We start from the raw sequence: 25,359 nt of genomic DNA on the forward strand, positions 1-25,359 counted from the left end.
ATCAGGTTGTCCGATTGGGTAACCTCGCGCTCTCCCGTTTCTCATCAATCAGCGCGCCTCTGGCCACACGCTGCGGGGCGATGCTACCGACCGAAAAATTCGGCCCGCGCATCGCCCCTTGTTCATGCGGAAGTTGTCCGCAATTTGAAATCTGTGATCTCCGTGCGCTTATCTAAAAGCTTCCACCCTCAGAACCCATAAGCGGCCCGCAACTGTTCTTCGGTCGGGCGAGAAGGGTAGATTTCGCCCCGCGGTCCGCGATATTGGCCGTAACCGACTTTGGTCAGGGTGACGGGCATAAAGGACCCGTTGGAATTGCTGATCATAATGGTTTCGGCCTGATGGGCGGATTCCAGCGCCTCTAGCCGGTGTCGAATCATATCCTGTTGCTGGCCATATTGCTGGCCGAGCCAGGCGCCCGTTGCAGCTCCGATGGCAGCACCCAGTACGTCATTTTCACGATCGCCGACATTGTTTCCGATGATTCCGCCGAGCGTTCCGCCGACGACCGCCCCTGTAAGGGCGGAATTCACCTCCGATCGGCGCGCCTGATATTGAGGTGATGCGCAACCGGCCGCGCCGAGGGCCACCGCACATCCGATCAGAGCAACTCGTTTCATGGTCAGAACTCCTTTCATCGTTCCAACCATGAGACGTCGCAACCGGCAAATTATTCAAACAGTGCTGGGCTATTCGTCCCCGTCGGTGGATGCGGCGGCAAGATGCATTTCTTTTGCCTTCGCCTTGATTTTCTCAATGAGCTTGTTCTGCAGCTCGAGATCATTTTCCAGGGTGTCGCGCACAGCGTCCCGGCCCTGGCCGAGCTGCTGCCCCTCGAGCGAAAGCCAGGAGCCGCGCTTTTCCAGCAGCCCGTATTGCATGGCCGCATCCACGATCGAACCTGTCCACGAAATGCCATGCGCGTAAAGAATATCGAATTCTGCCTCGGCGAAGGGCGGCGCCACCTTGTTTTTGACCACCTTGACCTTCGTTCGGCTTCCGTAGACCTTCCCGCTGGGATCTTTCAAGGTTCCGACCCGCCGCACGTCGAGTCGGACCGACGCATAAAACTTGAGTGCGCGGCCGCCGGGCGTTGTTTCCGGATTGCCAAACATCACGCCAATCTTCTCTCGAATTTGATTGGTGAAGATGCAGCAGCACTTCGACTTGTTGATGGCGCCCGTCAGCTTGCGGAGCGCCTGAGACATCAGGCGGGCCTGCAAACCGACATGCGAATCGCCCATCGCGCCCTCCAGCTCCGCCTTCGGCGCAAGCGCGGCCACCGAGTCGACGACGACCACATCCAGGGAGTTGCTTTTGACCAGCGACTCGGCGATCTGCAGCGCCTCCTCGCCGGAATCCGGTTGCGCCACCAAGAGTTCGTCAAGATTTACCCCGATTTTCTTAGCATAGGTGGGATCCAGCGCGTGTTCTGCATCGATGAACGCCGCCAATCCGCCCGCCTTTTGCGCGTTGGCGATGATGTGAAGCACCAGCGTGGTCTTTCCCGACGACTCCGGGCCAAAGACTTCAATGATCCGCCCTCGCGGCACGCCGCCGACGCCGATGGCTAGATCGAGTGTCAACGCCCCGGTCGAAATCGCGGGCACCTCGACAATTTTTTCCTCCTCGCCGAGCCGCATAATGGCACCATCGCCGAATTCCTTTTGGATCTGGGCGATGACCGAAGCGAGCGCGGCTGGTATTTTCTTTTCCTCTTTGGCGGGCTCTTTGGCGCCCTTGGTCGGCATGGTCACACTCCTTTCAATTTGGCCGCGTGCAACAAGGTATATATCGCCTCGGGGCGATCCGGCTGGCTGCGGTAAAAACAGACGCGCTCCACCATGAACTCCCCTGGCGAGTCATACACTACAGACCCAACCCACGAAGTCAACGCGGCGGCGTTTTGAGTCGACCGAATCCTCGCCAGCGTCACGTGCGGATGGAATGGCCGGGATTCGAGGGGAAATCCAAGGGAGGCCACACCCTTTGCGATCTCTTCCCGCAGGCTTGCCAGCGGTTCGGAGGGTTCCACTCCCAGCCAGACCACCCGAGGAGCACGCGGCGGCCCGAAAATGCCCACGCCAGCGAGCCTGCAGGGGAACGGGCGAACACCCTCCGCCGCCGCCTCTATCACACGCACGATCTGGGGTATCCGAGCGACAAAGGTGTCCCCTAGAAAAACCATCGTCACATGGCTGTGTTCCGGTTTCGGGCAACTGACACGCACTCCCGTCCGGCGGAGTTTCTCTTGCAGCCGCGCGATCAGTGGATGCAGCTCGGCCGGTACATCGATCGCGATGAATGTTCGCCACACCTCATCCGGTGCCGGCGTAACCCGCTCCATCGGTTTAGGCTCCCTGCAGGACCAGACGCCTCAACGCGTCCATCGCCCATTGAGCGGATAACTGCTTAATGACACTGCGAACGCCCGAAAATTTTCGTTGTCGCTCCTCGAAACGCGATCCGTCGGTCGCGCACATGTACACGAGACCTACGGGCTTTTGCGGGGAACCGCCGGAGGGGCCGGCGATGCCGGTGACCGCCAGGCCATAATTCGAGCCGAATCGCGCTCGGACGCCGAGCGCCATCGCGCGGGCGGTTTCGGCGCTGACCGCACCGTGCGCGTCGAGCACTTGCGGTGGCACCCCCAGATCCCGGGTTTTCGATTCGTTCGAATACGCGACCACGCCCCCAAGAAAAACGTGGGAGCTGCCGGGAACCTCCGTGAAGAGGTGTCCAATCAATCCGCCCGTGCACGACTCGGCAATTGCGACTGTACGACCTAATGATCTCAAGAGATCGACGAGCGCCTCCTCGAGGTTGCAGGGCCGCTCCGCGTATATCCACGGAGCAAGGGTTTCACGCGCGCGGGCAGCGGCCCGATCCAGGGCCTCCTCGCGGTTAGGCGGCGCCGAAAGGCGGATTTCTACGCGGCCCGGCCGCGCGCAGTAGGCGATGTCGATTCCGGGGCCCGGAAACTCTGATTCGGGAAGCAACCGCAGAATTTCCGATTCGCCGATGCAACAGGTCATGAAAATGCGGCGAACCGGCGGCGTACCCGCAAGGGCGCGAAGCGTGGGCAGGATGCCGTTTTCGACTACGGCGCGGAATTCCGCTGGGGGGCCGGGCGTCAAATACAGTCGCCGCCCGCGAATTTCAATCAATTCCCCCGGGCAAAAGCCGACCTCGTTTTCGAGCACGGTTGCGCCCTGCACGATCAGCGCGTGCCTCGCGGCGATGTCCGTGAATACTCGACCGGCGGCCTCGAACCGTTTGCGCAACTTTTCTCGCGTCGGCTCATGCATCACCACGGCTGTGCCGGCAATTTCGGCGGCCACGTCGCGCGTTAGGTCATCGCTGGTCGGGCCCAACCCGCCGCTGGTGATTACAATGGGCGAACGCGCAAGTGCTTGTTCGATGGCGTCGCGGATCGCCGCTCGGTCGTCCGGCACCGTCGTCTCACGCACCAGCGGAATGCCCAGCGGCTCCAGCGCGGTGGCCAGCGTGGCGACATGCGTATTGACAGTTCTGCCGGACAGCAGTTCGGAGCCCGTGCAAATGAGCTCGGCGAACACCTCAGCGCGCATAACCTCGGGGATGCGCCAGGTGCCATTTCCAAGCGTGTTCGACGATCGTCCGCAGGTCGGGATAACGCGGCTTCCAGCCCAGAACGGTCCGGGCTTTCGAGGAATCCGCAATGAGCCGAGGTGGGTCGCCGGGCCGGCGCGGTGCGATTTCGGAATGGATCGGGCGCCCCGTGACCTCGCGCGCCGCGTCGATGACCTGTTTGACCGAATACCCGTCCCCGTTCCCCAAATTGAAGGCGCCCCGCACATCTTTTTCGAGCGCGAGAATATGCGCCTCAGCAAGGTCGACGATGTGGATGTAATCCCGAATGCAGGTGCCATCCGGCGTCTCATAATCGTCGCCAAAAATTTTGACGGATGAAGCCCGCCCCATCGCGACAAACAGCACGTTGGGAATCAGATGGGTTTCCGGGTCGTGGTGTTCGCCGAATTTTTCGGTCGCTCCCGCCGCATTGAAATAGCGGAGGAAGACCGATCGCGTGCCCTCCCGCTCATCGCGCCATCGGAGAATTTTCTCGAACAGGAGCTTCGATTCGCCGTAGGGATTGGTCGGACGCTGAGGCAAGTCCTCGGTCATCGGAATCTTCTCAGGAATTCCATAGGTCGCGCAGGTAGACGAGAAGATGATTGTACGCACGTCGGCCGCCTTCATGGCGTCCGCGAGATTGATACCGCCGAGGACATTGTTGCGGAAATACAACATCGGGTTTTCCATCGATTCCCCGACCAACGCGTAGGCCGCAAAATGCATCACCGCGTCCGGTTTCGCGGCCCGCATGGCGGCGACGATGTCCTCGCGATTCCGCAAATCGCCCTCGATCAGCCGGGCGCGCGGGTCCACCGCGTCGCGATGCCCCCGCTCGAAATTATCGAACACGACGACCTCGTGCCCTCGGTCCAGAAGAAGCTCGGCGGCGACGCTCCCGATGTAACCGCCTCCGCCCGTCACGAAGACTTTCATGAGTTCCATATTAAGGCGGGGCGAGCCGCTGACGAGAAAATTCAGGTGTCCGGAGAGGCGTCGTCCTCGTTTTTATCTTCCTTGGATTCGATCTGTTCGACCGCCCAGCTCATGTCGCGCGCAGCCTCCCACACGTGGCGGGCCACATAGATGGGGCTGCCATGCTGCACCGCAAGCGCAATTGAATCGCTCGGCCGCGCATCGATTTCAACCAGACTTTTGCCGAGTTCGTTCTCCTGCAGCAAGAAGAGGCGCGCGAAAAAAGTGTCATCCTTCAGGTCGTTGACCACCACCTTTTGGACGCGCACGCCGAGCCCCGCGAAGATATTGCCGATCAGCTCGTGGGTCAGCGGCCGTGGCGTTTTCTTTTTGTTCAGTGCCATGGCGATTGCGCCGCCCACATATTCATCCACAAAAATGGCAATCGTCTTCTCCGAGTTCGTCAGGAGGACGCCGACGCCATCGGGAACGGAGAGCAGACCGCGAATCTGGACCGCGATTTCTTCCGCCATCGCCCTACAAGTCCCTCGTGACGTAGAGAACCATATAGAAAATCCCTATGATCATCGCCGCTGACAGCAAGGCATCCATCGCTCAAATTATACAGCGGCCGCTGCCTGCCGTCATGGAGAGTTGATTCGGTCTCTTGATAGATCGGTTCCGCGCGGGAACCCACTGAATCTTCGCGGTTTATTTATCTTTCGATTCCCGGGATTCCCCGCCGCCGGTCTCCTGTAACAATTTGTTGAACTTTTCGACAATGGGCAGCGGGTCCCGCCGAAAATCCGCTAGGCAATCCTTGCAGCAGAATCTGAATTGTTGGCCTTCATAGTCGGCCATATAGGGCTCGGCGTACGGATCGAGCTTTTCGCCCGACACAACGCAAAAGGTAAAAGGATACGGCTTTGCACCCTTGGACTCCGAAGATCCCACCTCTCCGGCTCTTGCCGCGAAAGCCGCCGCGCAGAGCAAACACATCCAGATCCACGGATTCATCTTCGCTCCTTCTTTGTTACGATTTGTTCGACAGCGAGCCAGCCCGCGGCGTTGAATCATTTGCCGGCCACAAGAGCACCCAGCATGCCATAGACCAGCATCGAAACCCAGGGATTTGCCGTGATCGGGCACGCGCCGGTTTTGCAACCGACCCACCGGTAGATCGCATATCCGATCGCCGCGCCGACTAGCGCGCCCACGATTGTTCTGGTGATGGAGGGCGTCATCGCTCACAGCACCGCTTCGGCTGGTACGGTAAAGGCATGCAGGCGCTCGTCCGGATAGAGTTGCCCGCGGAGCGCCGTGAGCCCCGCAAGGGCGGATGCCAGCTGTTCCTCGGTAAGAACGCTGAAAATCAGCGTCTGACGGCCGGGAAATGCGGGAGTGCCAAAATGCGCGCCGGTCGCACCTGCACCCATCACCTCAGGCACTTCCGTGAACGCTTTCGCGCCGTGCCTGCCCAGCGCATCCCGAATGTCGCGCTCGCGCGAGTGGGGTCCAATCACGATGAGCATCTTCATGCTGCCACCTCCGCAGGACGATTGCCATAGATCAGATAATAAACCACCGGGATCACCACGAGGGTGAACAGGGTCGACACAAACAATCCGAAGATCAGCGACCAGGCCAACCCGCTGAAAATCGGGTCCAGGGTGATCGGCCACGCCCCAAGCAACGTGGTCCCCGCGGTCAACACAATCGGGCGCAGGCGAACGGCGCCCGACTCCAAAATGGCATCGGCAATCGGGCGCCCGCGCTCGACCTGCAGGCGGATGAAGTCAATCAGGATGATGCCGTTTCGCACCACGATGCCAGCCAGTGCGATCATCCCGATCATGGCCGTGGCCGTGAAAAACACGGGGTCGGGATAGCCGGCGACCGGCCGGTTGACCAAAACATTCAGCAACCAAAAGCCCGGCATTATGCCGATCATCGTCAGTGGAATCGAAAGCATGATCACCCCGGGCAGCGCATAGGACCTCGTCTCGTAAACCAGCAGGACGTAAATCCCCAGCAGAGCGGCGGCGAAGGCGAGCCCCAAATCGCGGAACACATCGACCGTGATCTTCCATTCGCCCTCGCCCGCCCATTCAACCCGAATGCCATCCGGCAGCGGGTGTTTCTTGAACCAGCTCTTGAGGGCCAGCACTGGATAAGCCGGCCCGCGGCCCGCTGTGTCCGCCGTCACATAGACGACGCGCTCAAGATTCTTGTGAAAAATGGTCTTGTCCTCCACCGTGGTTTCAAACGAACCGATCTCGCCGAGCTGGACCAGATTCCCTCCCTGACCTTTGACCGGAATCGTCTTGAGACGCTCGACATCCGACCGCAGGGCTCGCGGAAGTTGCAGGCGGATTGGCGTCTCGTTCTGTTCGCCCGGCGCGTGCAGGACACCGGCATCGTATCCGCCCAGCGCGATGCGGAGCGTTCGCGCGGCAGCCTCCACGGATACGCCGTTTCGGGCGGCCTTGTCGCGGTCCAGTCGGTAGACCACTTTGGGCTGGTCGGCCTCGACGTAGTCGTCGACATCCACCACGCCGCGCTCTTCCCGCATCCGCTTCTTGACGATTTCCGCAGCGGCGATCAGCTCCGCGTAGCGGTGATGCGGGCGTCCGTAAATTTCGGCCACAATCGTCGCCAGGACCGGCGGACCGGGCGGGACTTCGACAATCTTGACCGACGCGCCCCATTTGGCCGCAATGCGCTCCACATCGGGACGGATGCGCAGAGCGATCGCATGGCTGTTCATCTTGCGCTGCTTTCGATGCGCGAGGTTGATGCGAATGTCGGCGACATGCGGGCCCTGCCGAAGGTAATAGTGGCGGACCAGTCCGTTGAAATCCATCGGGCTGGCGCCTCCGCTAATCGACGTGAAATTTTGCACCTCGGGGACGGTGCGCAGAAACGCCTCAAGATCTCGGACGACTGCGTCGGTCGTCTCCAGCGGCGTCCCCTCCGGCATATCGACGACCAACTGCAGTTCGTTTTTGTTGTCGAACGGCAACATTTTCAGCGGTACGACCCCCAGCGCGAGCGCCACCGAGCCGACAAACAACAGCGCGACCACAGTGAGCATCCGCCTCGCCTTCCTCCGCGATTCGATGAACGGTCGCACGAGCCGGGAGTAAACCCGATACACGGGAGAACGGGTCACATCCCCGGACGTTTCGTCGTGCGAGGCGAAGTCCGCGCCTTTGAGCATCACCTTGGAAACCCACGGCGTGATCATGAGCGAGACGATCATCGAGCTAAGCATCGCCAGCGGCACATTCAGCGCCATTGGCCGCATGTATGGACCCATCATTCCCGTGATGAAAAACATGGGCACAAAGGCGACCATCACGGCCAGTGTCGCGAGAATCAGCGGGGGCATGACCTCGTTCATCGCCGTGAGGATCGCCTCATCGCGGCGCTGCTTGCCGAGCTTGAGGTGGCGATAAATGTTCTCGACCGCGACGATCGGATCGTCGACCAGAAGGCCGAGCGCCAGGATGAGCGCGAACAAGGTAACCCGGTTGATCGTATATCCCGCGAGGTAGTTGACGAGGAGCGTCAATGAATACGTGATCGGAACCGCCAGCGCGACAATCAAGCCCACCCGCCAGTTCATGATCAGCGCAATGAGCACGATCACCGTAATCACCGCTTCGCCGAGGCTCGTGACCAGGCTATTGACCTTTTCATTCGCCGTTTGCCCATAGTCCCGAGTCACGACGGCCTCCACTTCATGCGGGATGATCACGCCGCGCAGCGATTCGATCATCGCTCGGACCTCCCGCGTGACGTGGACCGCATTGCTGCCCTTCTTCTTGGCGACGGCGATCGTCACGGCGGGCTGCGGCTCGGCTGCTGATTGGCCGGCCGAAGCCGCGGGACCGAAGCCGAAACGGGAATAGGTCTTCAATTCGGCCGGGCCGTCGAGCACTTCGGCAACGTCGCGCAGATATACCGGTCGGCCATCGTGCAGCCCCACGAGCAAATCGGCCACCTCGCGCGCGTCTTTGAGGAATGGCCCCGCAGACACCTTCACCGACACGCCCGCCTGGTCGAACGAGCCGCTCTCCAACTGGGCGTTCGACGCTTGAATCGCCGCCGCCACCTCTCCCGGCGACATTCCATACGCGGCCAGGCGGTTCGCATCGAGTTGGACGGTCACCACGCGCTTTTCTCCGCCGTGGATCGTGATCGCGGCGGTGTTCTCGATGTGTTGCAGACGGGCGACAACCTCCTCCGCGATACGATAGAGCTCGAACGTGTCGTACCTGCGGCTGGTCAGCGTAACATTCACCACGGGAACGTCATCGACCTCGACCGGCTTAATAACCCAGCCGGTTATGCCGGGCGTCACCTTGTCGACGTTTTGGAAAACCTTGTTGTAGAGTTTGATCAGGCTTTCCTCACGGTCCTCGCCGACAAAAAATCGAACCGTGATGATCGCCTGCCCGGGCATGGACATCGAGTAGACGTACTCGACTCCATCGATCTGATAGAGCATCCGCTCTAGCCGGGACGCGACCAGCCGCTCCACTTCCTCCGCACTGCCGCCAGGATACTGCACAAAGATGTCCGCTAGCGGCACGACGATTTGCGGCTCCTCCTCCCGCGGCGTCGCCAGCAGGGCGATTGCGCCCGCCGCCAGCGCAACCAACATCAGAAGGATCGAAAGATTCCCGCGAAGAAACGCCTCGATCAGGCGGGCGACACCTGAATGGGACCCATTCATCACCGGGCCTCCGCCAAAATCACATCCCCATCCGCCAGCCCCGCGAGAATCTCCACCCGCCCTCCGACGGACGGTCCTGTCCGGACGAGGCGGTCGACGACACGGTCCCCGCGCACCAGCCCAACCGTCTCGAGCTGGCCAACGCGACGTACCGACGAAGCGGGCGCGAAAATAGCCAGCCGCGGCTCCGTCTCCACCCAAAGTCGGCCAAACGCACCGGGTAGCAGATCCGCTTCCGGCCGTTGCAGGTCAACACGCACGATCTGCGTGCGGCTCCGAGGATCGATTTCCCCGACAATCTCTGCCACGACGCCGGACAAGGAGAGGGGCGGATGCTCAACACTGACGGGAACGGACGCACCGAGCGAAAGAAACCGAATCAATCTGACTGGAGCGGCCGCTTCCAGTCGCATCCGAGTCGGGTCATACAACGCCATTAATTCCTGCCCGGGCGAGGCAAGGTCGCCCACTTCCACGTGCCGCTCGATGACAACGCCTGTCAAGGGCGAGCGAATTTCCGTGTAGGAGAGCATAACGCGGATGCGGTCCACCTGGGCCCTCGCAGAGCGATACGCGCTTTCGGCCGCGGTCAGTTCTTGCTCACTTGCGGTCCGAGCCTCGAACAGGCGTCGGGTCCGGTCATAGTCTGCCTCCGCCTGCCTGAGCTGCGCCTCCGCCGCCGTCAGTTGCTCCCTGATCTCCCGATCATCCAGCACGAGCAGCACCTGCCCCCGTTCGACCCGCTGCCCCGCGGATGCGCGAACTTCCGAGACCTGCGCCTGAATTCTCGCCGCAACCTTGACGCGCTCCGCCGCGCTAACCGTCCCCACGACGTCAATCCGGGAGCGCACCTGCTCCACGCCCACGGTCACGACTGGTACGCCCGCCGGCAGCGGGCGACCTTCCTCGCGATGGACGTAGCCCGGCTGAATCTTGTTACGGCCGCAGCCCACCCAGATGCCCGCTGCGACCAGGATGATCACGACTTGTTTCATGGAACCTCCAAGAGGAAAGATCCGTAGTTGAACCTGGCAGTTAGAGCCTGAACTACAAGCTCAGGTTCCCCGGTAGGCACCGAGATTTCACACCCTGCTACCCAGTGAGGGACATCCTCTGTGCCGCCGCTTGCAATCCGCATCATTCGGCGTACATATCGACTCATGAACGACCCCTGTCGCCCCGTGATTCGCTGGTTGGATGTCGTGTGCGCGATGATTCTGTTGATGGTACTGGTGGGCGGCATCACGCGCTTGACGGAATCCGGCCTCTCGATGGTGACCTGGGAGCCTATTCTTGGCGTGATCCCTCCGCGCTCTGAGGCGGAATGGCAAATGCGCTTCGATCAATATCGCGCTTACCCAGAGTACCAACTGATCAAAAAAGGGATGACGCTGGCCGAATTCAAGGTGATCTTTTTTTGGGAATATTTGCACCGCCTGCTGGGCCGACTGATCGGATTGGTTTACGCACTGCCTCTGATCTGGTTCATCGCCCGCGGCGCTGTCCGAGGGCGGCTGGCGGCGCTGCTGCTTCTGGGACTCGCGCTCGGTGGCCTTCAGGGCTTCGTCGGGTGGTGGATGGTGAAAAGCGGGCTGGATCAGAACCCTTATGTGAGTCCGCTTCGCCTCGCGATCCATTTGGGACTCGCGCTGTTCCTTCTCTCGTTTCTGTGGTGGATCCGTTTGGATCTCGCGAAACCTCGCCCTCGCTTCACAAGGACGGAACGGCGGCCCCTTCAGGGGTTGGCGCGCGGCTTCGCCGCCCTGCTCATCCTCCAGATCTTCTACGGCGCGCTGACCGCGGGACTGAACGCAGGCTACATGTACAACACGTTTCCGCTGATGATGGGCCGCGTCTTCCCGCCCGGGATGTGGTCCATGAATTCGGGCTTTTTGAATCTGTTCGAAAATGCCGTGACTGTCCAATGGATCCACCGCGCTCTTGGATGGCTGGTGTTGGCATTCGCCATCGGCCTGTGGCTTGCGGGTCGTCGACATCTGGCGCCCAACACGCTCGCGCGCCGCGCGGCCACCGCTGTTTTGCTGCTGACCGTGCTGCAGTTTCTGCTAGGCGTCGGGACACTCCTATTGAAAGTTCCCATTTGGCTCGGCGTCTCCCACCAGGTGAATGCCGCCCTGCTGCTCCTGGCGGCCGTCACGCTGATCTACGCGACGCCTGCCAGCCGCCACACAACGGCGTAAGGCTTCTTGAGAGCCGCGCTGCGCCACGTAATCGCCGCTGGAGTTCGCGGCGCCTGTGGCGTATCTTCGCGGCTTTCGGTTTGTTGAAGGAACTGCCGATGATGACATCAGCTCAAATCCGCCAGTCGTTTCTGGATTTCTTCCGGTCAAAAGGACACACGATCGTGCCGTCCTCGAGTCTGATGCCGGACTCCCCCAACCTGCTGTTTACCAACGCTGGCATGAATCAGTTCGTGCCCATATTCCTGGGTCAACAACCCTGCCCTTATCAGCCGCCCCGCGCTGCCGATACGCAAAAGTGCATCCGCGCCGGCGGCAAACACAACGACCTCGAGGACGTCGGCCTCGACACCTACCACCATACGTTCTTTGAAATGCTCGGAAACTGGAGCTTTGGCGACTATTTCAAAAAGGAAGCAATCGAGTGGGCGTGGGAACTTCTGACCGAGGTCTGGAAATTTCCGCCAGCCCGGCTCTATGCCACTGTGTACAGCCCAGACAAGTCCAAAGGCGATCCGGCGGAATTCGACCAGGAGGCGCATGAGCATTGGTCCCGTATTTTTGAAAGCGCAGGACTCGACCCCGCCGTCCACATCGTAACTGGCGGCCGCAAGGACAATTTTTGGATGATGGGCGAAACCGGTCCGTGCGGACCCTGTTCGGAAATCCATGTCGATCTGACCCCCGGCGGGGACACCCGCGGATCGCTCGTGAACAAAGGCTCCGCGGAATGCATCGAGATCTGGAACCTGGTGTTCATCCAGTTCAACGCCGAACCCGACGGCTCGTTTTCGCCCCTGCCGGCTCGACATGTCGACACAGGCATGGGTTTCGAGCGCGTCACGGCCATCCTTCAGTGCACTCGCCAGTTCACGGACTTTTCACGGGTAGTTTCCAACTATGAAACGGACGTCTTCCGTCCCCTTTTCGACGCGCTCGAGCGGCTCAGCGGAAAACGATACGGGTCAACTCTCCCGTCGCCGGGCACTGCCGGCGCGACCGCCCAGGAGAAGATCGACATCGCGTTCCGCGTCATCGCCGATCACATCCGCACGCTCGCGTTCGCGATCGCGGATGGAATTATGCCGGGCAACACGGACCGCCACTACGTGCTCCGCCGTATCCTGCGCCGGGCCGTCCGGTATGGCCGGTCGCTCGGATTCCACGAACCTTTCTTCTTCAAGCTCGCCGAGGTCCTTGCGGATACGATGGGCGACGTGTTTCCGGAGGTCCGCACTCAGAAGGCCCGCATCCAGGAAGTCCTGCGCGTCGAGGAGGAGGCCTTCAATCGCACGCTGGACCGAGGAATCGAGCTCTTCCGCGAACAGGCTGGCTCTCTCGGCCGGGGAGGCGTGCTCGATGGGGCTTTCGCGTTCAAACTCTATGATACGTATGGCTTCCCGCTGGACCTGACCGAGCTGATGGCCCGCGAACAGGGTCTCACCGTCGACCGCGCGGGATTCGACGCAGAAATGGAAAAACAGCGGGCCCGCGCAAGAGCCGCCCAGAAAAAAACCGTCATCGAAGTTTCCGCCGTCGCTGCGGAAGCCGTCACCGAATTTGTCGGCTACGAGCGGCTCGAGGCCGACGCGCGCGTCCTCGATGTGGTCGACGTGAAAGGCCGGACCGCCGTCATTGCGGACCGCTCGCCCTGTTACGCCGAGATGGGCGGCCAGGTTGGCGACACGGGTCGGATCCGTGAGGGCGGCCGGCTCTGGAGGATCGTCGACACGCAAAAGGCCGGTCGCGCCGTGCTCCACCTTCTCGACAGTCCCGATGCACCGGAGCCCGGCTCGCCGGTCACACTTGACGTGGACCGCGAGCGCCGCGCCGCGATCCAGCGGCATCACACCGCCACACACCTTTTCCATTGGGCCCTCCACGAAGTCGTCAGTCGCGATGCCTCCCAGAAGGGTTCCTATGTGGGGCCTGACAAATTGACCTTCGATTTCAACAGTGCGCCACTAACCCCTGGCCAACTGTCAGATCTTGAGCGTCTGGTCAACGAACGAATCGTCGAGAACGCACCAGTCTTTTGGCGGGAGGTACCGTATGCCGATGTCCGGGGGCGGCGCGATATCCTTCAATTCTTTGGAGAAAAATATGGCGAAACGGTCCGGGTCGTGCAGATTGGCGGGGCGCCGGGCAGCTTGGATGGCTTTTCCATGGAGCTGTGCGGAGGAACCCACACACGCGCCACCGGCGAACTCGGGTTGTTCCGAATCGTCTCGGAAAGCGCCATCGCCGCGGGAATCCGACGCGTGGAGGCCGTGGCCGGCCTGGCAGCTTGGCAATCCATCAACGACGATCTTTGCCGACTCAAGCGAAGTGCTGCCCTTTTGAATGTGGGACCCGCCGAACTCGAGCGGCGAATCGAATCGTTGCTTGCCCATCAGAAGGAACTGGAAAAACAGCTAAAAACACTTCAGGCCCGCCAAGCCGCCAGCCGGGCGGAGGCGCTGCTGACTCACGCGCAAACTATCGGCGGCACGCCCGTAATCGTTGCCGACGTCGGCGAAGCCGACGCAGAAACTCTCGGAACCATGGCTGAACACCTCAAAGGGCGATGGGATGGCATTCTCGTCCTCGCCGGCTCGGCGGAGGGAACGGTGTCGATGGTTGCAGCCGTTCCCGCGGCGTTCGGCAAGCGTGCACCTGCCGGGCAGTTGATCCAGGCCATCGCACCGTTGGTCGGCGGCCGAGGCGGCGGCAGGCCGGACTTCGCGCGCGGGGGCGGCAAAAATCCCGAGGGGCTCGGCGCGGCACTTGCCGCCGCTCGGGATTGGCTCTCTGCGCGGCTGGCCGGGTAAAAACAAAGGGCGCGACTCTCGGCCGCGCCCCACGGTGTCCTGAACTTATTCGGACTCCACCGCGATGGTCTTGCGCTTCGACTGCGCTTCGGGAAGCTTCGGCAAGGTCACCGTCAGGACGCCCTTCTTGAAGGTCGCCTTGGCGTGATCCTTGTCGAGGCCCGAGGGAAGCGGAATGCTCCGATGGAACTCGCCGTAGCTGCGCTCGACGAGATGGTAATTCCGCTTCTTCTCCTCGCGCTCGTCCTTGCGCACACCTCGAATCGTCAGGAGATCGTCGTCCAGCGAAACCTGGATGTCCTTTTCATCCAGGCCGGGCAGGTCCGCGACGACCGTTAGCTCCTTTTCCGTCTCGGATACATCCACGCGAGGCGCAAATGTATCCAGACGGGTAAAGGACGACGGCCACGCCAGACCCCAGGACCGTTCGAAGTCTCCGAAGAAGTCTTCGAACAGCTTGTTGACCTGGCGGTGAAGTTCGGCGAAAGGATTCTCCTCACGTCGAGCCACCGCAGTCTCCGACGACTCCCGACGCCAAGGAATGAGGCTCCGTTTCATCTACCTTCACCTCCTTTCGGTATGGATTACTCGGCCCGAACCTCGATGCGGCGCGGTTGCGCGTCGACCGCCTTAGGCAGGACGAGGCGCAGTACACCGTTCTTGATCCGGGCGGAAATCCCATTTCGATCCACGTCTTCCGTCAGCGTGAAGGAACGGCGGTATTCAGCCGAACCGAATTCGCGATAGACCACTTCACGGCCGGCCGGCTCTTCCGCGACGTTCCGTGCGCTCACAGTCAACACGCGGTTTTCCAGCGTGATGTCGATCTGGTCCTGCCTTACGCCCGGCAGGTCCATCACGACGACGATTTCCTTGTCCGTCTCGTAGATGTCCGTGGCCGGCGAGTAGACGGGCAGATCGCGCATCTGTTCCGCACGCTGGACCTGGACTTCGGTAGCCTGCTTCGTCATGGCAATCCCTCCTTACGCCGCCTCAATCGCAATCCGGCGCGGTTTTGTAGTCTCCTTCCTCGGCAACACCACTCGCAGGATCCCGTTCTCATATCGGGCCTGCACCTTGTCCGCCTCAACCTCATACGGCAGGCGGATCGAACGCATGAACTTCCCCATCTCGCGCTCGCGGCGATGGTAACTCTCCGCGGGCACCGACGAGTCGTCCTTGCGCTCGCCTTCAATCGTGACCACGTCCCCGGTCACTGAAACGGTTACATCCTTCGGATCCACCCCTGGAATTTCGGCAGCCAATATGGCTTCCTCCGGAGAGGTCCACAGGTTGAGCGCGGGAAATTCCTCGGTCGGCGAAATGAAACCCGCCAGGAGCCGATTCATATCCCGCTGCAACCGTTGCAGCTCCCGGAACGGATCCAACGTCCAATCGAACCGGGTCATCGGATAAACCATGTTTATTCCTCCTTTCACGCCTTCTAAATTAGCATAACCCATGCCATAAATTCGAAGACATGCAATTCATTATAAATAAACTACTTACGACTAATCATTTTTTATAAAATGTGTCATATTGTCGCTATTTGCTAGGATTTTCGAATGTTTATGAGACAAAAGATTTCACCCAAATGAACGAATTGCCGCTCGCTTTCCCGAAGCGGCGACTACAAAATGAGCTCTCAAATCGGTCCATGAAGAGAGTTCGCGTTCTGATCAACCCGAATAGTGCCCGCGGAAATGCGTTGGACGAGGTTATCCGCGCTGTCAACCGATATTGGGATACAGCGGAGTGCGAAGTCACCTTCCAGATCAGTAACAGCATTCAGGACGGCCATGTGAAGGTCCGTCGCATGGTGCAGGACGGGATTGACCTTGTTCTAGTCGTGGGCGGGGACGGCGTCATCAACACGGCCGGTTCGGAGCTGATCGGCTCCAATATCGCGCTGGGCGTCATCCCGACTGGCAGCGGCAACGGGTTCGCTCGCCATTTCGGTATTCCGTTGAATGTCGAAGCGGCTGCCGTAGCGCTCGCGGACGGAGAAGTTTGCCCTATCGATGTGGGCTTCGCGAACGGCCGCCCGTTTTTTGTCACCTGCAGCATGGCGGCCGATGCCTCGTTGGTCCGCACATTCGAGGCGTTTCCATTTCGCGGCATCATGCCTTATGTTTTCGCAGCGGCGTATGAACTGTTCGAATACCAGCCTCAGCGATTTGAGGTGGTTCTAGACGACGACGAAAAGCTCGTATTCCAGTATCCGCTCGTGTTTACGGTCGCAAATTTGACCCAATATGGCGGCGGCGCCCGAATCGCCCCGAAAGCCCGCCACGACGATGGCTATCTCGAGATGGTCGTGCTGGAAAAACAGGATGCCGCTCGCGCGATCGCGAACGTCGGGCGCCTGTTCGATGGAACGATCGACCGCTTGCCCGGCATCGTCACCCGGCGATTCCGCTCCATGCGAGTCCGCCGGGAGAAAGCGGCTGTGATCCAAGTGGACGGCGAATTGCAGGAAAGCGGTCCCGAGGTCGAAGTCGCTGTGCGCCCAGCAGGACTAAACGTGCTCGTCCCGCGCCGTCCTGCTTCGCCCGAATCATGAGCACGCTTCGTTCAATGTCGCTACGTGCTTGGCGAGGGTTCGCCGTGCTCGCGGCCGTCTGGATCTGCCATGCGCCAGCGACGCTAGGATCCGAAAAACGCGATTTCTCCTACAAGGGAAAGGTTCGCATCGACACGCCGATCCGCGCGATTTACCAAACCGACGAAGGGGAAATCCCCGCCAAAGACCGAATCCGAATTTCCTTTTACAACATTGAAACGTTTACGGACGGGGAGGGAGACGGGCCTCTACGAACACCCGAGCGCAGAGAGGCGCAAACCAAAAACGCGGCCGACCTGATCGGCGAGATCGATCCGGACATTCTGTTCCTTGCAGAAATCGAAAACGAGCACGCGCTCCGCTTGTTGAACAACGCGCTAGATCGTCCATTCCCGTTTGGTTGGGTCACCGCGTATGCGCGGGAGGATGGCCGGGAGGAAAAACTCAACCACGCCCTGCTGTCTCGAATCCGACCCTCCCGCGTCCTTGAAATGGATTTCGGCCCTCTCCAGGGTGCGGGGCGCCCTCCCCGCGGCGTTCTCCGCGCGGAATTTCAACTGGACAACAACCGCCCGCTTATCGTCTATGCCGTGCACCTCAAATCCAATTACGGCTACCGTCCGCTCAATCTGTACAAACGAAAACACGCGCTTTCGATCGTGGCCGCCGATGCACGCGCCCTCCAAGAGTCCGGCGCCCCATGCGAGCTGCTGATTGTCGGCGACTTCAACAACGACCCGCGCGCCCCTGAATTCGCTGATGATTGGTCCCTCGAGCAGCTCCGAGGCTGGTACGATCTCTGGCAAGACATCCCGTTCCCGGACCGCGTAACCTGTCCGACACGTCGCGGAAACCCCGAACGGGAATTTCCGCCGGTCGCCTTCGACCGAATTTACGCTGGCGGCGATGCGACCAACCGCCCTTGGGTCGCGGCATCCCCGGGCGTATTGCAACGAGGCGTCGATGTCCGTAATGCGGACGCCCTCCCCGGCGATGGCGGACACATTTCTGACCACTACCCCGTTTGGATCGACCTCGTGCGATAAACCGGCGGCCGGTTAGCAGTGCGCGATTGATTGATCGACATCCGGCGTACAGGGCCGGTAGCCCTAGTCGATTCAGTCGTATTTTTTTCGAAACCGGACCTTTTCTTCGGCGGGCGGTGGCTCTGTCGGGGCCGAATCGCCGGGAGACGGAGTCCCCGTCGAGGCCGCGTCGGCTTGGGGCGGCTGGCCGCCCGAAGCGCTAGCGGCGCCGATAACCTCGACATAATTCAGTTTCAGCATCGCCGCCGTCTGCTTGATCAGACGCTCCTCATCGGCGGTCAGATTGCCCTTTGTCTTCGCTTCGAGCATGTCCAGCATGTCGATCGCGTGCTGCGCGGCTTCGAGATCGACTTCCGCCTTCTGCCGAGCCGGATGGATCAGCTTGCCCATCCCAACGAGGGCGGCATGAGCGAATGAATCCACCAACTGCTCAAACAGAGCGCGGTGTAGTTCATCAAGGTTCGTCGGATTCATCATCCACCTCCGTTGCCTCGTCGCTCGGCGCCTGGTCCGCCGGCCGCACGACGGCCACGGCGCATCGATCCTCCCGCAGAAGCTCCGCCGCCAAGCGTCGGACATCCTCAGGGGTCAACTGCAGCAACCGCTGTTCGAGTTCGAGCGAATAGCGGTAGCCCAGCCCATATAGTTCGTTGAGGGCGCAGGACATCGCAAGCTCTCCGTTGTTCTGGAGGCTCATGCTGGCCGCGGCGGCTAGTTGCGCCCGGGCGCGCTCAAACTCATCAGGCCGCAATCCTTCTCGGACAATTCGCGCTACCTGTTCGCGCATGAGAGACTCCACCTCCGCGATGGCGTCATCCCGTGTGCCCGCATAGAGGGCAAAAAAGCCCGGATCGAGCGCCGTGAGGCCAAAGGCGCCGACAAAATAGACAAGCCCGCGCTTCTCGCGGATCTCAATCCCGAGATCGGAGGACAATCCGCTCAATGCCTTTTGCAAGACGTTCAGCGCGTCGACACGAGGGTCGAAGAAGTTGATGCCCGGATATCCCAGCAAAACGATTGCTTGCTGCCGCGGCTCGCGCCGTTCGCTTCGAGCAGGCAGCACAGGCGGCGCCGCTTTGCATGAGAGCGCAGGCCGCTGTCCTTCCGGCATCGGATCAAAAAACCGTGACGCCAGCGATCGGGCCCGTTCAACCGTGATGTCACCGAAGAGCGCCAGCACGACATTCGACCGATTGACAAGCCGCTGATAGTGGGCAACCACCGCGTCGCGGCTCAGGGCGTCAACCGATTCCTCGGTGCCCTCTGTTGTGAAACGGTACGGGTGGTTGGGGAACAGAAGCGCCCGCAACTCATCCTGCGCCACGCTCATCGGCTGTTCACGTTTCCGGCGAATCGCAGCGAGCTGGAGGTCGCGCTGCTTCTCGAATTCGGCCGGATCGAACGACGGCTCGAGGAGGCATTCGGCCATTAGGCCGAGGACGGCCTCGGCATCTTCGGATAACATCATCGCCGAGAGCCCGAAACTGTTTCGGCCGGAAAAGGCTTCGAGGCTTGCCCCCAGTTGTTCAATGTGGGCCGCGATTTCCGCGGCCGATCGTCGGGCTGTCCCGCGGGTCAGCAAATTTGCGGTTAGATCCGTAATCCCGGCATTCTCTGCGCTTTCGGACAACAATCCGCCGCCAAACGCGGCCACCGCATGCACAAACGGAAGCCGACGGTCTTCCCGAACGATGAGCGGAATCCCGTTCGGAAGTTCGACGCGGTGGATGCTCAATTCGGGGCGTCGCGGCTCGGAGCGAGCAACGGACTCTACCTTAGGCGAAAGAACTACGGTGGTCCGCCGGCCGGATTCTAGATACCGGCGCGCCACCTCTCGAATCTGTTCGGCAGTCACCGCCTCGAGGCGGGAGAGGTATACTTCCACAAATCGAGGGTTGCCCGTATAGAACTCGCCCGAGGCGTAGGCGGCGGCCTGGCCGCTCATGGTCTGCAGGTCATCCAACTCGTCCACTAGGAGATTCCGGCGGGCCTTGGCGACCTCCTCGTCGCCAAATCCTCTCTCGACCCAGGAAGCGATTTCCTCGTCCAGCGCCCGTCGGACTTCGGCTTCGCGGTCCGGATCAAACACGGCGGTAATCGCGAACAAGCCCGTGTCGCGCGGCGTAAACGACCATGCACCGATGCTGTGGACGATGCGTTCCCGCTCTTTCAGCCGGGCTTCGAGTCGGGAACTGCGACCCTGCCCGACCACTGAGGCAAGCAGATCGAGCGCGGCCGCGTCCGGGTGGTCCAGCGGGACCGTGTGCCAGGCCATCGCGAGCCGCGCGAGTTCGACCTTCGCTATCTGCCGAGCCTCGCGCGGAGCCACCTGCGGCGGCTCCGCCGGCAGCGGGTCCTGCGGCCGCGCCCGCCGCGCGAACCCGCTAAACACCTGCCGCAGATGCGCCTCGACCTCGTCCGGATCAATGTCGCCGACCACGACGGCGATCATGTTGTCTGGCACATAATGTTGGCGGTAATATGCGAGCAGTTCCTCGCGCGTCATCGTCCGGAAAATGTCCTCATAACCGATTACGGGAAACCGGTAAGGGTGCACGCGATACGCTGTGCTCCACAGCAGGTGGCTCAGTTCGCGCTCCGGGCTGTCCCTGCCCATGGCGAACTCGCGAAGGATGACCTCTTTCTCCCGCTGCCATTCCTCCTCCGGCAGCGATGCATTCATCACCGCATCGGCCAGCACATCGACACCCACCCGCCAGTTTCGCGATGGCAGATCCGCGTAGAACACGGTTCGGTCATGGCTGGTATAGGCATTGATGTCGCCCCCGGCGTCGTCGATGGCCCGCGTGATTTCAGCGACTCCGCGTGTCGTTGTGCCCTTGAAAATCATGTGTTCCATGTAATGGGACAGGCCCGCGCCGAGCCACGGGCTTTCATGAATCGAGCCCGAACCGACCCAGATCTGGACCGACACAACCGGCGCGCTGGAGTCGGGCTTGATCAGGCAAACCAACCCGTTCTCTAGCACCACTCGGCGAAGAGGATCGTTTGCTGCGCGAAGCGCATCTAGCGGACCGGCCTCAAGTCGATTCATCGCTGCACTCCCCATCATCGCGACTGCAAACAACAGAGGCGCAACTCGCCGGGTTGGGCGGGAACAAACCATGGCAGCATGGCGGCGATCAGCGGGTCGACGCGCCTCGTTCGCTCGAAAAGCGCGCGGGATGTTCGGGCCGGAACGGCTTGGAAAACGCCGTTTCGAAATCATACCCGCCGTGAAAATCCTCGATGCGATCCTGCTCCGTCTTCCCGAAAACCCCTTCCCGCACCAGGTTGAACACGATCTCGCCGACGTCCTCGGTCGAGCGGATCCCCCAGTGCCGCAACACGCGCAAGGCCAAGGGGCCAAACTCCTCCAGCGCGTATTTCCGGAAGCCTTCCAGCAGCTCCTGTCCGGTCACGTGGCGGGCCGGTCCTTCGGCGGGCTTGTTCAGCATTTTGATCGTGTAGTCGAGGGCTTCCCGCACAAAGTGATATGCGTCCTCCGCATACCGCGGGTCCCGGTTGAGAATGTTTTCCAGCGCCTCTTGAAAGTTGACCTTCTTCATCTGCCCATCGTCAAGATAGCACGGCCGTCCGCGGAAGAAAAGCGGCGGAGCTTGGGCCAACGATTAAATTATCACGAAGGCGACGTTCACTCCTTTTGCAGATCACTGGATTGCAGGCCGCCGCGGATCCGTCGCGCGAATTCCGCCATCTCCGCGCCCCCGCTGTACGCGCCGGCGCGCCAGTTCCACGAGTGTCCGTCGCCTTCGAACCGCGGAATGACGTGGAAATGAACATGCGGCACCGTTTGGCCCGCCGCGGCTCCGTTGGTCTGGTGCACGTTCACGCCATCAGCGCCCAGCCCGCGGAAGAGAGCGCCCGCGACGCGCTGCACCGTCTGCATCACCCGCCCCAACGCCTCCGCCGGCACATCGGTGATCCGTTCGACATGAATTTTCGGAATGACGAGCGTATGCCCCTTAATGATCGGACCAATGTCGAGGAAGGCGAGTGTTGCATCGTCTTCATACACGGCCTGACATGGCAACTCGCCGCGCAGAATCCTACAAAATACGCAATCCGGTTTATTCATCGTCATCCGCCTCATACAGCATTGCCGGTGGCGGCCACTCAGCGTTTTCGTCTGCGACCGCATCGGGGGACCGCCCATGGACAAGCCGCGAAACCGTCCCCACGAGAAGGACGGCGATCAAACACCCCAACACCCATCGCTCGGCCGGCGTCAATGCGAACCAGCCGAGCGCCATCCAGCCCAACCGGTGATTCCGCCTCTTGTCCACACAATCATCCTAACGCGGCAGCGGGTCGGGGCGCAACGGGACTGCACCAGGTTTTTTCCATGGTCTGGAAATTCCATGGCATGGAAGCCGAATACTATCTTTTTTCCATAGCATGGAAATCCGGCCCATATCCTTTACGATGGAAATCCCAAGGTAATTCAATGGGGTTGTGTCCAGCGCGGAAGACGGCTATTGAATGAAGTTTTTTAGGAGCGTTTATGCGTTTTGCCAAACCGCTGCTGATTTTCCTCTTAATCCTGGTCGCCGTCGTCGTTCTGGCGGTGAGGTTTCTCGGTGGGGCCGCCATTAAGCAGGCCGTCAATACGGGCGGGCCCCTGCTTCTCGGCGTACCAGTCCGGTTGGAATCCGCCACGTTCCAGCCGTTTTCCGGCCGGCTTGTCCTCGGGAACCTATTTGTCGGGAATCCGGAAGGATTTTCGCCGGAAGGCCTGTTGCGGCTCCAATCGTTGGAGATCGACTGGGACGCCCGTTCACTGCTAACCGACACCGTGCGGGTTCGACGGATCGTGATGCGCGCACCGGAAATTCGAATCGAGAAGGGCTTGGATTCGAACAACATCCGAAGGCTGCTCGAGAACCTGGAGAAACGGGCTTCTGAACGCCCGCCTTCGCCACCGCCCTCGCGACCGCAGGCCGAGCCGCCCCAAGCCGACCGCGGGAAGCGTTTGACCATCGACGAGGTGATCCTGGAGGGCGGACGCCTTCATGTAGCGACACCGGCCGTGCGCGGTTCCCTCGCGGCGGTCAAGCTGCCCACCATCACCATCCGCGATCTCGGAGGTGGCGACGGGATTAGCGTCATCGAAGCGATTGCCATAGTGGCCCGCGCCTTGCTGGATGCTTCCGTGCATACGGCTTCGAAACTGGGCGGCGGTCTCTTTGAAGTGCTGATCGGCGCATCCGACCAGGCGGCGAGCACGGGCGCAGATGAGTCGCAGCACCCTGAAAAGCGCAACGCCGCGGCGGTTCTTCAGAATCTCGGAAATCTGCTCAAGAAGGATGAAAAGGCCGCTGAATAGCGGGGCGGCGTGTTCCAATGCAGATGGATGATCTCTTCGAAAAATCCCGGTCGGACCGGAAGCCGCTGCCGCCCCTCGCGGCGCGCCTGCGCCCGCGCACGTTGGAGGAGATCGTCGGGCAATCTCATATCTTGGGGCCGGGCAAGCTGCTGCGCCGAGCCATCGAGGCCGACCGGCTCGGGAGCATCATCCTTTACGGTCCGCCTGGCTGCGGCAAAACGTCGCTTGCGGAGGTCATTGCACGTGTGACGCATCGCCACTTCGAGCGGACGAGCGGCGTGTTGGCGAACGTGAACATCTTGCGCGACCTTCTGGAAACGGCACAACGACGGAGGGCCATCCACGGGGAGGAGACGATCCTCTTCATCGACGAGATTCACCGCTTCAACAAGGCGCAGCAGGATGTCCTGCTGCCCTACGTGGAAGACGGATCGATCACGCTGATCGGCGCCACGACGCACAACCCGTTTTTCTTTATCAACAGCCCGCTCACCTCCCGTTCTCAGATTTTCCAACTCGAGCCGCTGTCGGAAGCGGACATCGTGGCGCTGCTCCGGCGCGCGCTCACGCATCCGGAAGGCCTCGGCGACCGCCGCATCGAGGCTGAAGAGGCGGCGCTCCAGCACTGGGCCGCCGTCTGCGAGGGTGACGCGCGGCGCGCGCTGAACGCGCTCGAAATCGCCGCGCTCACAACGCCGGCAGACGCCGACGGCGTGATCCGGCTGACGCGCGCCGTCGCTGAAGAATCGATCCAGAAAAAAGCTGTGGTCTACGACCACGATGAAGACGGCCACTACGACACGATATCCGCCTTCATCAAAAGTGTCCGCGGGTCTGATCCCAACGCTGCGCTGTACTGGCTGGCGAAGATGCTGTACGCAGGCGAGGACCCTCGATTCATCGCCCGACGCCTGATCATTCTCGCGTCTGAGGATATCGGGAATGCGGATCCCCTCGGCCTACCGGTGGCGGTGGCCGCCATGGAGGCAGTCGACTTCGTCGGCATGCCCGAGGCGCGAATTATTCTGGCCCAGGCGACGACCTACCTGGCTTGCGCGCCGAAGAGCAACGCCAGTTACCTGGGGATTGAATCCGCCCTGGCGGACGTCAAGGCCGGGCGCGTTCTGCCAGTCCCCCGCCATCTGCGGGATGCCTCCCACAAAAAAGCGGCGGAAATTCTTGGACACACTGGCTATAAATACGCGCACGATTATCCGGGACATGTCGTCGACCAGGAATATGTGCCGACGGACAAGGTGTACTACGAACCGACTGAGGAAGGTTTTGAAAAGCGCATCCGCGAGCGGCTGGCCCGCTGGGCGGAATTGAGGAGGTCGCCATCAACCCGAACTACAAACCCCTGATCAATCCGAAAGCTGTTGCGCGGCAGGCCGCGCAACGCATCCGAAACAAACTGTCGTTCGAATGGATCGCCGAGGCCTCGATCCGAGCGCAGCAGCGGCTGCTTGACCTGCCTGAGTTCCAGCGGGCGAAGACTGTCGCTCTCTATCGCCCGCGGCCGCGCGAGGTGGCGACCGATCTCCTCCTCGCGGCCTGTCGCAAGGAGGCGAAAACGGTTCTGCTTCCCGCATGGGACAAGGAACGTGGCGAATATCGGCTCGCCCGATGGAACGAGGGAGCTCCGCTTCAATCGGGTCTTTATGGAATTGAAGAACCCGTCGAACGGATTTGGGTGCCCGGCTCGGAGACCGATTTCATCGTGGTGACGGCCCTCGCATTTGATATCTACGGGTTCCGTCTCGGCCACGGCGGCGGACACTTCGACCGTCTGCTGGCCGATGTCCGGGGAACCAAGGCTTGCCTCGCGTTCGAATGCCAGAAACTGACGGCTGTGCCGGTCGAACCCCACGATGTGCAACTCGACGTGATCGCGACTGAAAAAGCCCTCTACCGCGCGCCCGCCCGTCTCGTGTACGCCGATCCCGAAGCCCTTCGCAAGTGAGCCGGTTTCGCGCACGAGCGACAACCGAAATCCAAGCACGTTGAAATATCATTTAAGTGCAGCTTCGAGCCGTCGGTTCACGAATCTTCCATGGCTCGCGGGTGCGGTGGCCGCGATCTTCCACAATGCCACGTTGTTTGCGTCGTCGCCTTTATCCA

Annotated in this window: 26 protein-coding genes; 7 read left to right on the forward strand and 19 right to left on the reverse strand. The window is 61.0% G+C overall.

Features of this window, described 5'->3' with window-relative positions:
* Positions 1-188 precede the first annotated feature (188 nt).
* The 11 genes from NZ740_06960 to NZ740_07010 all read right to left on the reverse strand — a co-directional run bounded on the left by NZ740_06960 (position 189) and on the right by NZ740_07010 (position 10,266).
* The gene (locus tag NZ740_06960; protein ID MCS6771752.1) at positions 189-620 is read right to left on the reverse strand and encodes a glycine zipper domain-containing protein; all 432 of its coding nucleotides are present in this window, start codon (positions 618-620) and stop codon (positions 189-191) included.
* A gap of 69 nt (positions 621-689) precedes the next feature.
* The gene (gene recA, locus NZ740_06965) at positions 690-1,751 is read right to left on the reverse strand and encodes a recombinase RecA (GenBank protein ID MCS6771753.1); all 1,062 of its coding nucleotides are present in this window, start codon (positions 1,749-1,751) and stop codon (positions 690-692) included.
* 2 nt (positions 1,752-1,753) lie between these two features.
* Positions 1,754-2,347 (reverse strand): RNA 2',3'-cyclic phosphodiesterase, encoded by a 594-nt coding sequence (thpR, locus tag NZ740_06970; GenBank protein ID MCS6771754.1) that lies wholly within the window; start codon positions 2,345-2,347, stop codon positions 1,754-1,756.
* A gap of 4 nt (positions 2,348-2,351) precedes the next feature.
* Positions 2,352-3,590: a CinA family nicotinamide mononucleotide deamidase-related protein gene (locus NZ740_06975; GenBank protein ID MCS6771755.1), complete on the reverse strand. Its 1,239-nt coding sequence runs from the start codon at positions 3,588-3,590 to the stop codon at positions 2,352-2,354.
* Positions 3,580-4,551, reverse strand: a complete 972-nt coding sequence (gene galE / locus NZ740_06980; protein ID MCS6771756.1) for a UDP-glucose 4-epimerase GalE — start codon at positions 4,549-4,551, stop codon at positions 3,580-3,582. The genes NZ740_06975 and galE overlap by 11 nt, the downstream gene beginning before the upstream one ends.
* A gap of 41 nt (positions 4,552-4,592) precedes the next feature.
* Positions 4,593-5,063: a bifunctional nuclease family protein gene (locus tag NZ740_06985; protein ID MCS6771757.1), complete on the reverse strand. Its 471-nt coding sequence runs from the start codon at positions 5,061-5,063 to the stop codon at positions 4,593-4,595.
* A gap of 178 nt (positions 5,064-5,241) precedes the next feature.
* A complete protein-coding gene (locus tag NZ740_06990) occupies positions 5,242-5,547 on the reverse strand; it encodes a hypothetical protein (protein MCS6771758.1) in 306 nt (101 codons plus the stop codon).
* 56 nt (positions 5,548-5,603) lie between these two features.
* A complete protein-coding gene (locus tag NZ740_06995) occupies positions 5,604-5,747 on the reverse strand; it encodes a hypothetical protein (GenBank protein ID MCS6771759.1) in 144 nt (47 codons plus the stop codon).
* A gap of 30 nt (positions 5,748-5,777) precedes the next feature.
* Positions 5,778-6,068, reverse strand: coding sequence for a hypothetical protein (locus tag NZ740_07000; protein ID MCS6771760.1), 291 nt, complete (start codon positions 6,066-6,068; stop codon positions 5,778-5,780).
* Positions 6,065-9,271 carry an efflux RND transporter permease subunit gene (locus tag NZ740_07005; protein ID MCS6771761.1) on the reverse strand — a complete coding sequence of 1,069 codons (3,207 nt, stop codon included), beginning with the start codon at positions 9,269-9,271 and terminating at the stop codon, positions 6,065-6,067. The genes NZ740_07000 and NZ740_07005 overlap by 4 nt, the downstream gene beginning before the upstream one ends.
* Positions 9,271-10,266, reverse strand: a complete 996-nt coding sequence (locus tag NZ740_07010; protein ID MCS6771762.1) for an efflux RND transporter periplasmic adaptor subunit — start codon at positions 10,264-10,266, stop codon at positions 9,271-9,273. The genes NZ740_07005 and NZ740_07010 overlap by 1 nt, the downstream gene beginning before the upstream one ends.
* Before the next feature lie 120 nt (positions 10,267-10,386).
* Here NZ740_07010 and NZ740_07015 point away from each other — a divergent pair, with 120 nt between their 5' ends.
* Both NZ740_07015 and alaS read left to right on the forward strand, forming a co-directional pair.
* The gene (locus NZ740_07015; GenBank protein ID MCS6771763.1) at positions 10,387-11,472 is read left to right on the forward strand and encodes a COX15/CtaA family protein; all 1,086 of its coding nucleotides are present in this window, start codon (positions 10,387-10,389) and stop codon (positions 11,470-11,472) included.
* Between the two features lie 101 nt (positions 11,473-11,573).
* Complete coding sequence (gene alaS, locus NZ740_07020) at positions 11,574-14,282, forward strand: alanine--tRNA ligase (protein MCS6771764.1); 2,709 nt, start codon at positions 11,574-11,576, stop codon at positions 14,280-14,282.
* Between the two features lie 45 nt (positions 14,283-14,327).
* Here the strand turns inward: alaS and NZ740_07025 are convergent, their stop codons facing one another.
* Genes NZ740_07025 through NZ740_07035 form a run of 3 tightly spaced genes read right to left on the reverse strand, consistent with a single transcriptional unit; the run spans position 14,328 to position 15,703 of the window.
* Positions 14,328-14,840 (reverse strand): Hsp20/alpha crystallin family protein, encoded by a 513-nt coding sequence (locus tag NZ740_07025; GenBank protein MCS6771765.1) that lies wholly within the window; start codon positions 14,838-14,840, stop codon positions 14,328-14,330.
* A 26-nt stretch (positions 14,841-14,866) separates the two neighbouring features.
* Positions 14,867-15,253: an Hsp20/alpha crystallin family protein gene (locus tag NZ740_07030; protein MCS6771766.1), complete on the reverse strand. Its 387-nt coding sequence runs from the start codon at positions 15,251-15,253 to the stop codon at positions 14,867-14,869.
* Between the two features lie 12 nt (positions 15,254-15,265).
* Entirely contained in the window at positions 15,266-15,703 is a 438-nt protein-coding gene (locus NZ740_07035; protein ID MCS6771767.1) for an Hsp20/alpha crystallin family protein, read from the reverse strand.
* Positions 15,704-15,939: 236 nt separating this feature from the next.
* Here NZ740_07035 and NZ740_07040 point away from each other — a divergent pair, with 236 nt between their 5' ends.
* Both NZ740_07040 and NZ740_07045 read left to right on the forward strand, forming a co-directional pair.
* Positions 15,940-16,845 carry a diacylglycerol kinase family lipid kinase gene (locus NZ740_07040; GenBank protein ID MCS6771768.1) on the forward strand — a complete coding sequence of 302 codons (906 nt, stop codon included), beginning with the start codon at positions 15,940-15,942 and terminating at the stop codon, positions 16,843-16,845.
* A gap of 14 nt (positions 16,846-16,859) precedes the next feature.
* Positions 16,860-17,891, forward strand: a complete 1,032-nt coding sequence (locus NZ740_07045) for an endonuclease/exonuclease/phosphatase family protein (protein ID MCS6771769.1) — start codon at positions 16,860-16,862, stop codon at positions 17,889-17,891.
* 72 nt (positions 17,892-17,963) lie between these two features.
* Here the strand turns inward: NZ740_07045 and NZ740_07050 are convergent, their stop codons facing one another.
* The 5 genes from NZ740_07050 to NZ740_07070 form a co-directional block, all read right to left on the reverse strand.
* Positions 17,964-18,365: a DUF1844 domain-containing protein gene (locus NZ740_07050; GenBank protein MCS6771770.1), complete on the reverse strand. Its 402-nt coding sequence runs from the start codon at positions 18,363-18,365 to the stop codon at positions 17,964-17,966.
* Positions 18,346-20,946, reverse strand: coding sequence for an insulinase family protein (locus NZ740_07055; protein MCS6771771.1), 2,601 nt, complete (start codon positions 20,944-20,946; stop codon positions 18,346-18,348). Before NZ740_07055 ends, NZ740_07050 begins: the two co-directional genes overlap by 20 nt.
* A gap of 88 nt (positions 20,947-21,034) precedes the next feature.
* Positions 21,035-21,460, reverse strand: coding sequence for a hypothetical protein (locus tag NZ740_07060; protein MCS6771772.1), 426 nt, complete (start codon positions 21,458-21,460; stop codon positions 21,035-21,037).
* Positions 21,461-21,546: 86 nt separating this feature from the next.
* Positions 21,547-21,990: an HIT family protein gene (locus NZ740_07065; protein ID MCS6771773.1), complete on the reverse strand. Its 444-nt coding sequence runs from the start codon at positions 21,988-21,990 to the stop codon at positions 21,547-21,549.
* Positions 21,983-22,198: a hypothetical protein gene (locus NZ740_07070; protein MCS6771774.1), complete on the reverse strand. Its 216-nt coding sequence runs from the start codon at positions 22,196-22,198 to the stop codon at positions 21,983-21,985. The genes NZ740_07065 and NZ740_07070 overlap by 8 nt, the downstream gene beginning before the upstream one ends.
* Positions 22,199-22,416: 218 nt before the next feature.
* Between NZ740_07070 and NZ740_07075 the strand changes: the two genes are divergently transcribed.
* From NZ740_07075 to NZ740_07085, 3 genes are read left to right on the forward strand one after another with little or no spacing between them, the layout of a single operon-like run.
* On the forward strand, positions 22,417-23,238 hold the full coding sequence (locus NZ740_07075) for an AsmA family protein (protein MCS6771775.1): 822 nt from the start codon (positions 22,417-22,419) through the stop codon (positions 23,236-23,238).
* A 17-nt stretch (positions 23,239-23,255) separates the two neighbouring features.
* Positions 23,256-24,602, forward strand: a complete 1,347-nt coding sequence (locus NZ740_07080; GenBank protein MCS6771776.1) for a replication-associated recombination protein A — start codon at positions 23,256-23,258, stop codon at positions 24,600-24,602.
* Entirely contained in the window at positions 24,602-25,201 is a 600-nt protein-coding gene (locus tag NZ740_07085) for a 5-formyltetrahydrofolate cyclo-ligase (GenBank protein ID MCS6771777.1), read from the forward strand. The genes NZ740_07080 and NZ740_07085 overlap by 1 nt, the downstream gene beginning before the upstream one ends.
* The last annotated feature ends 158 nt before the right edge of the window (positions 25,202-25,359 follow it).

The sequence above is a fragment of the Kiritimatiellia bacterium genome (assembly GCA_025054615.1).
In the GTDB taxonomy this organism is placed as follows: domain Bacteria; phylum Verrucomicrobiota; class Kiritimatiellia; order CAIVKH01; family CAIVKH01; genus JANWZO01.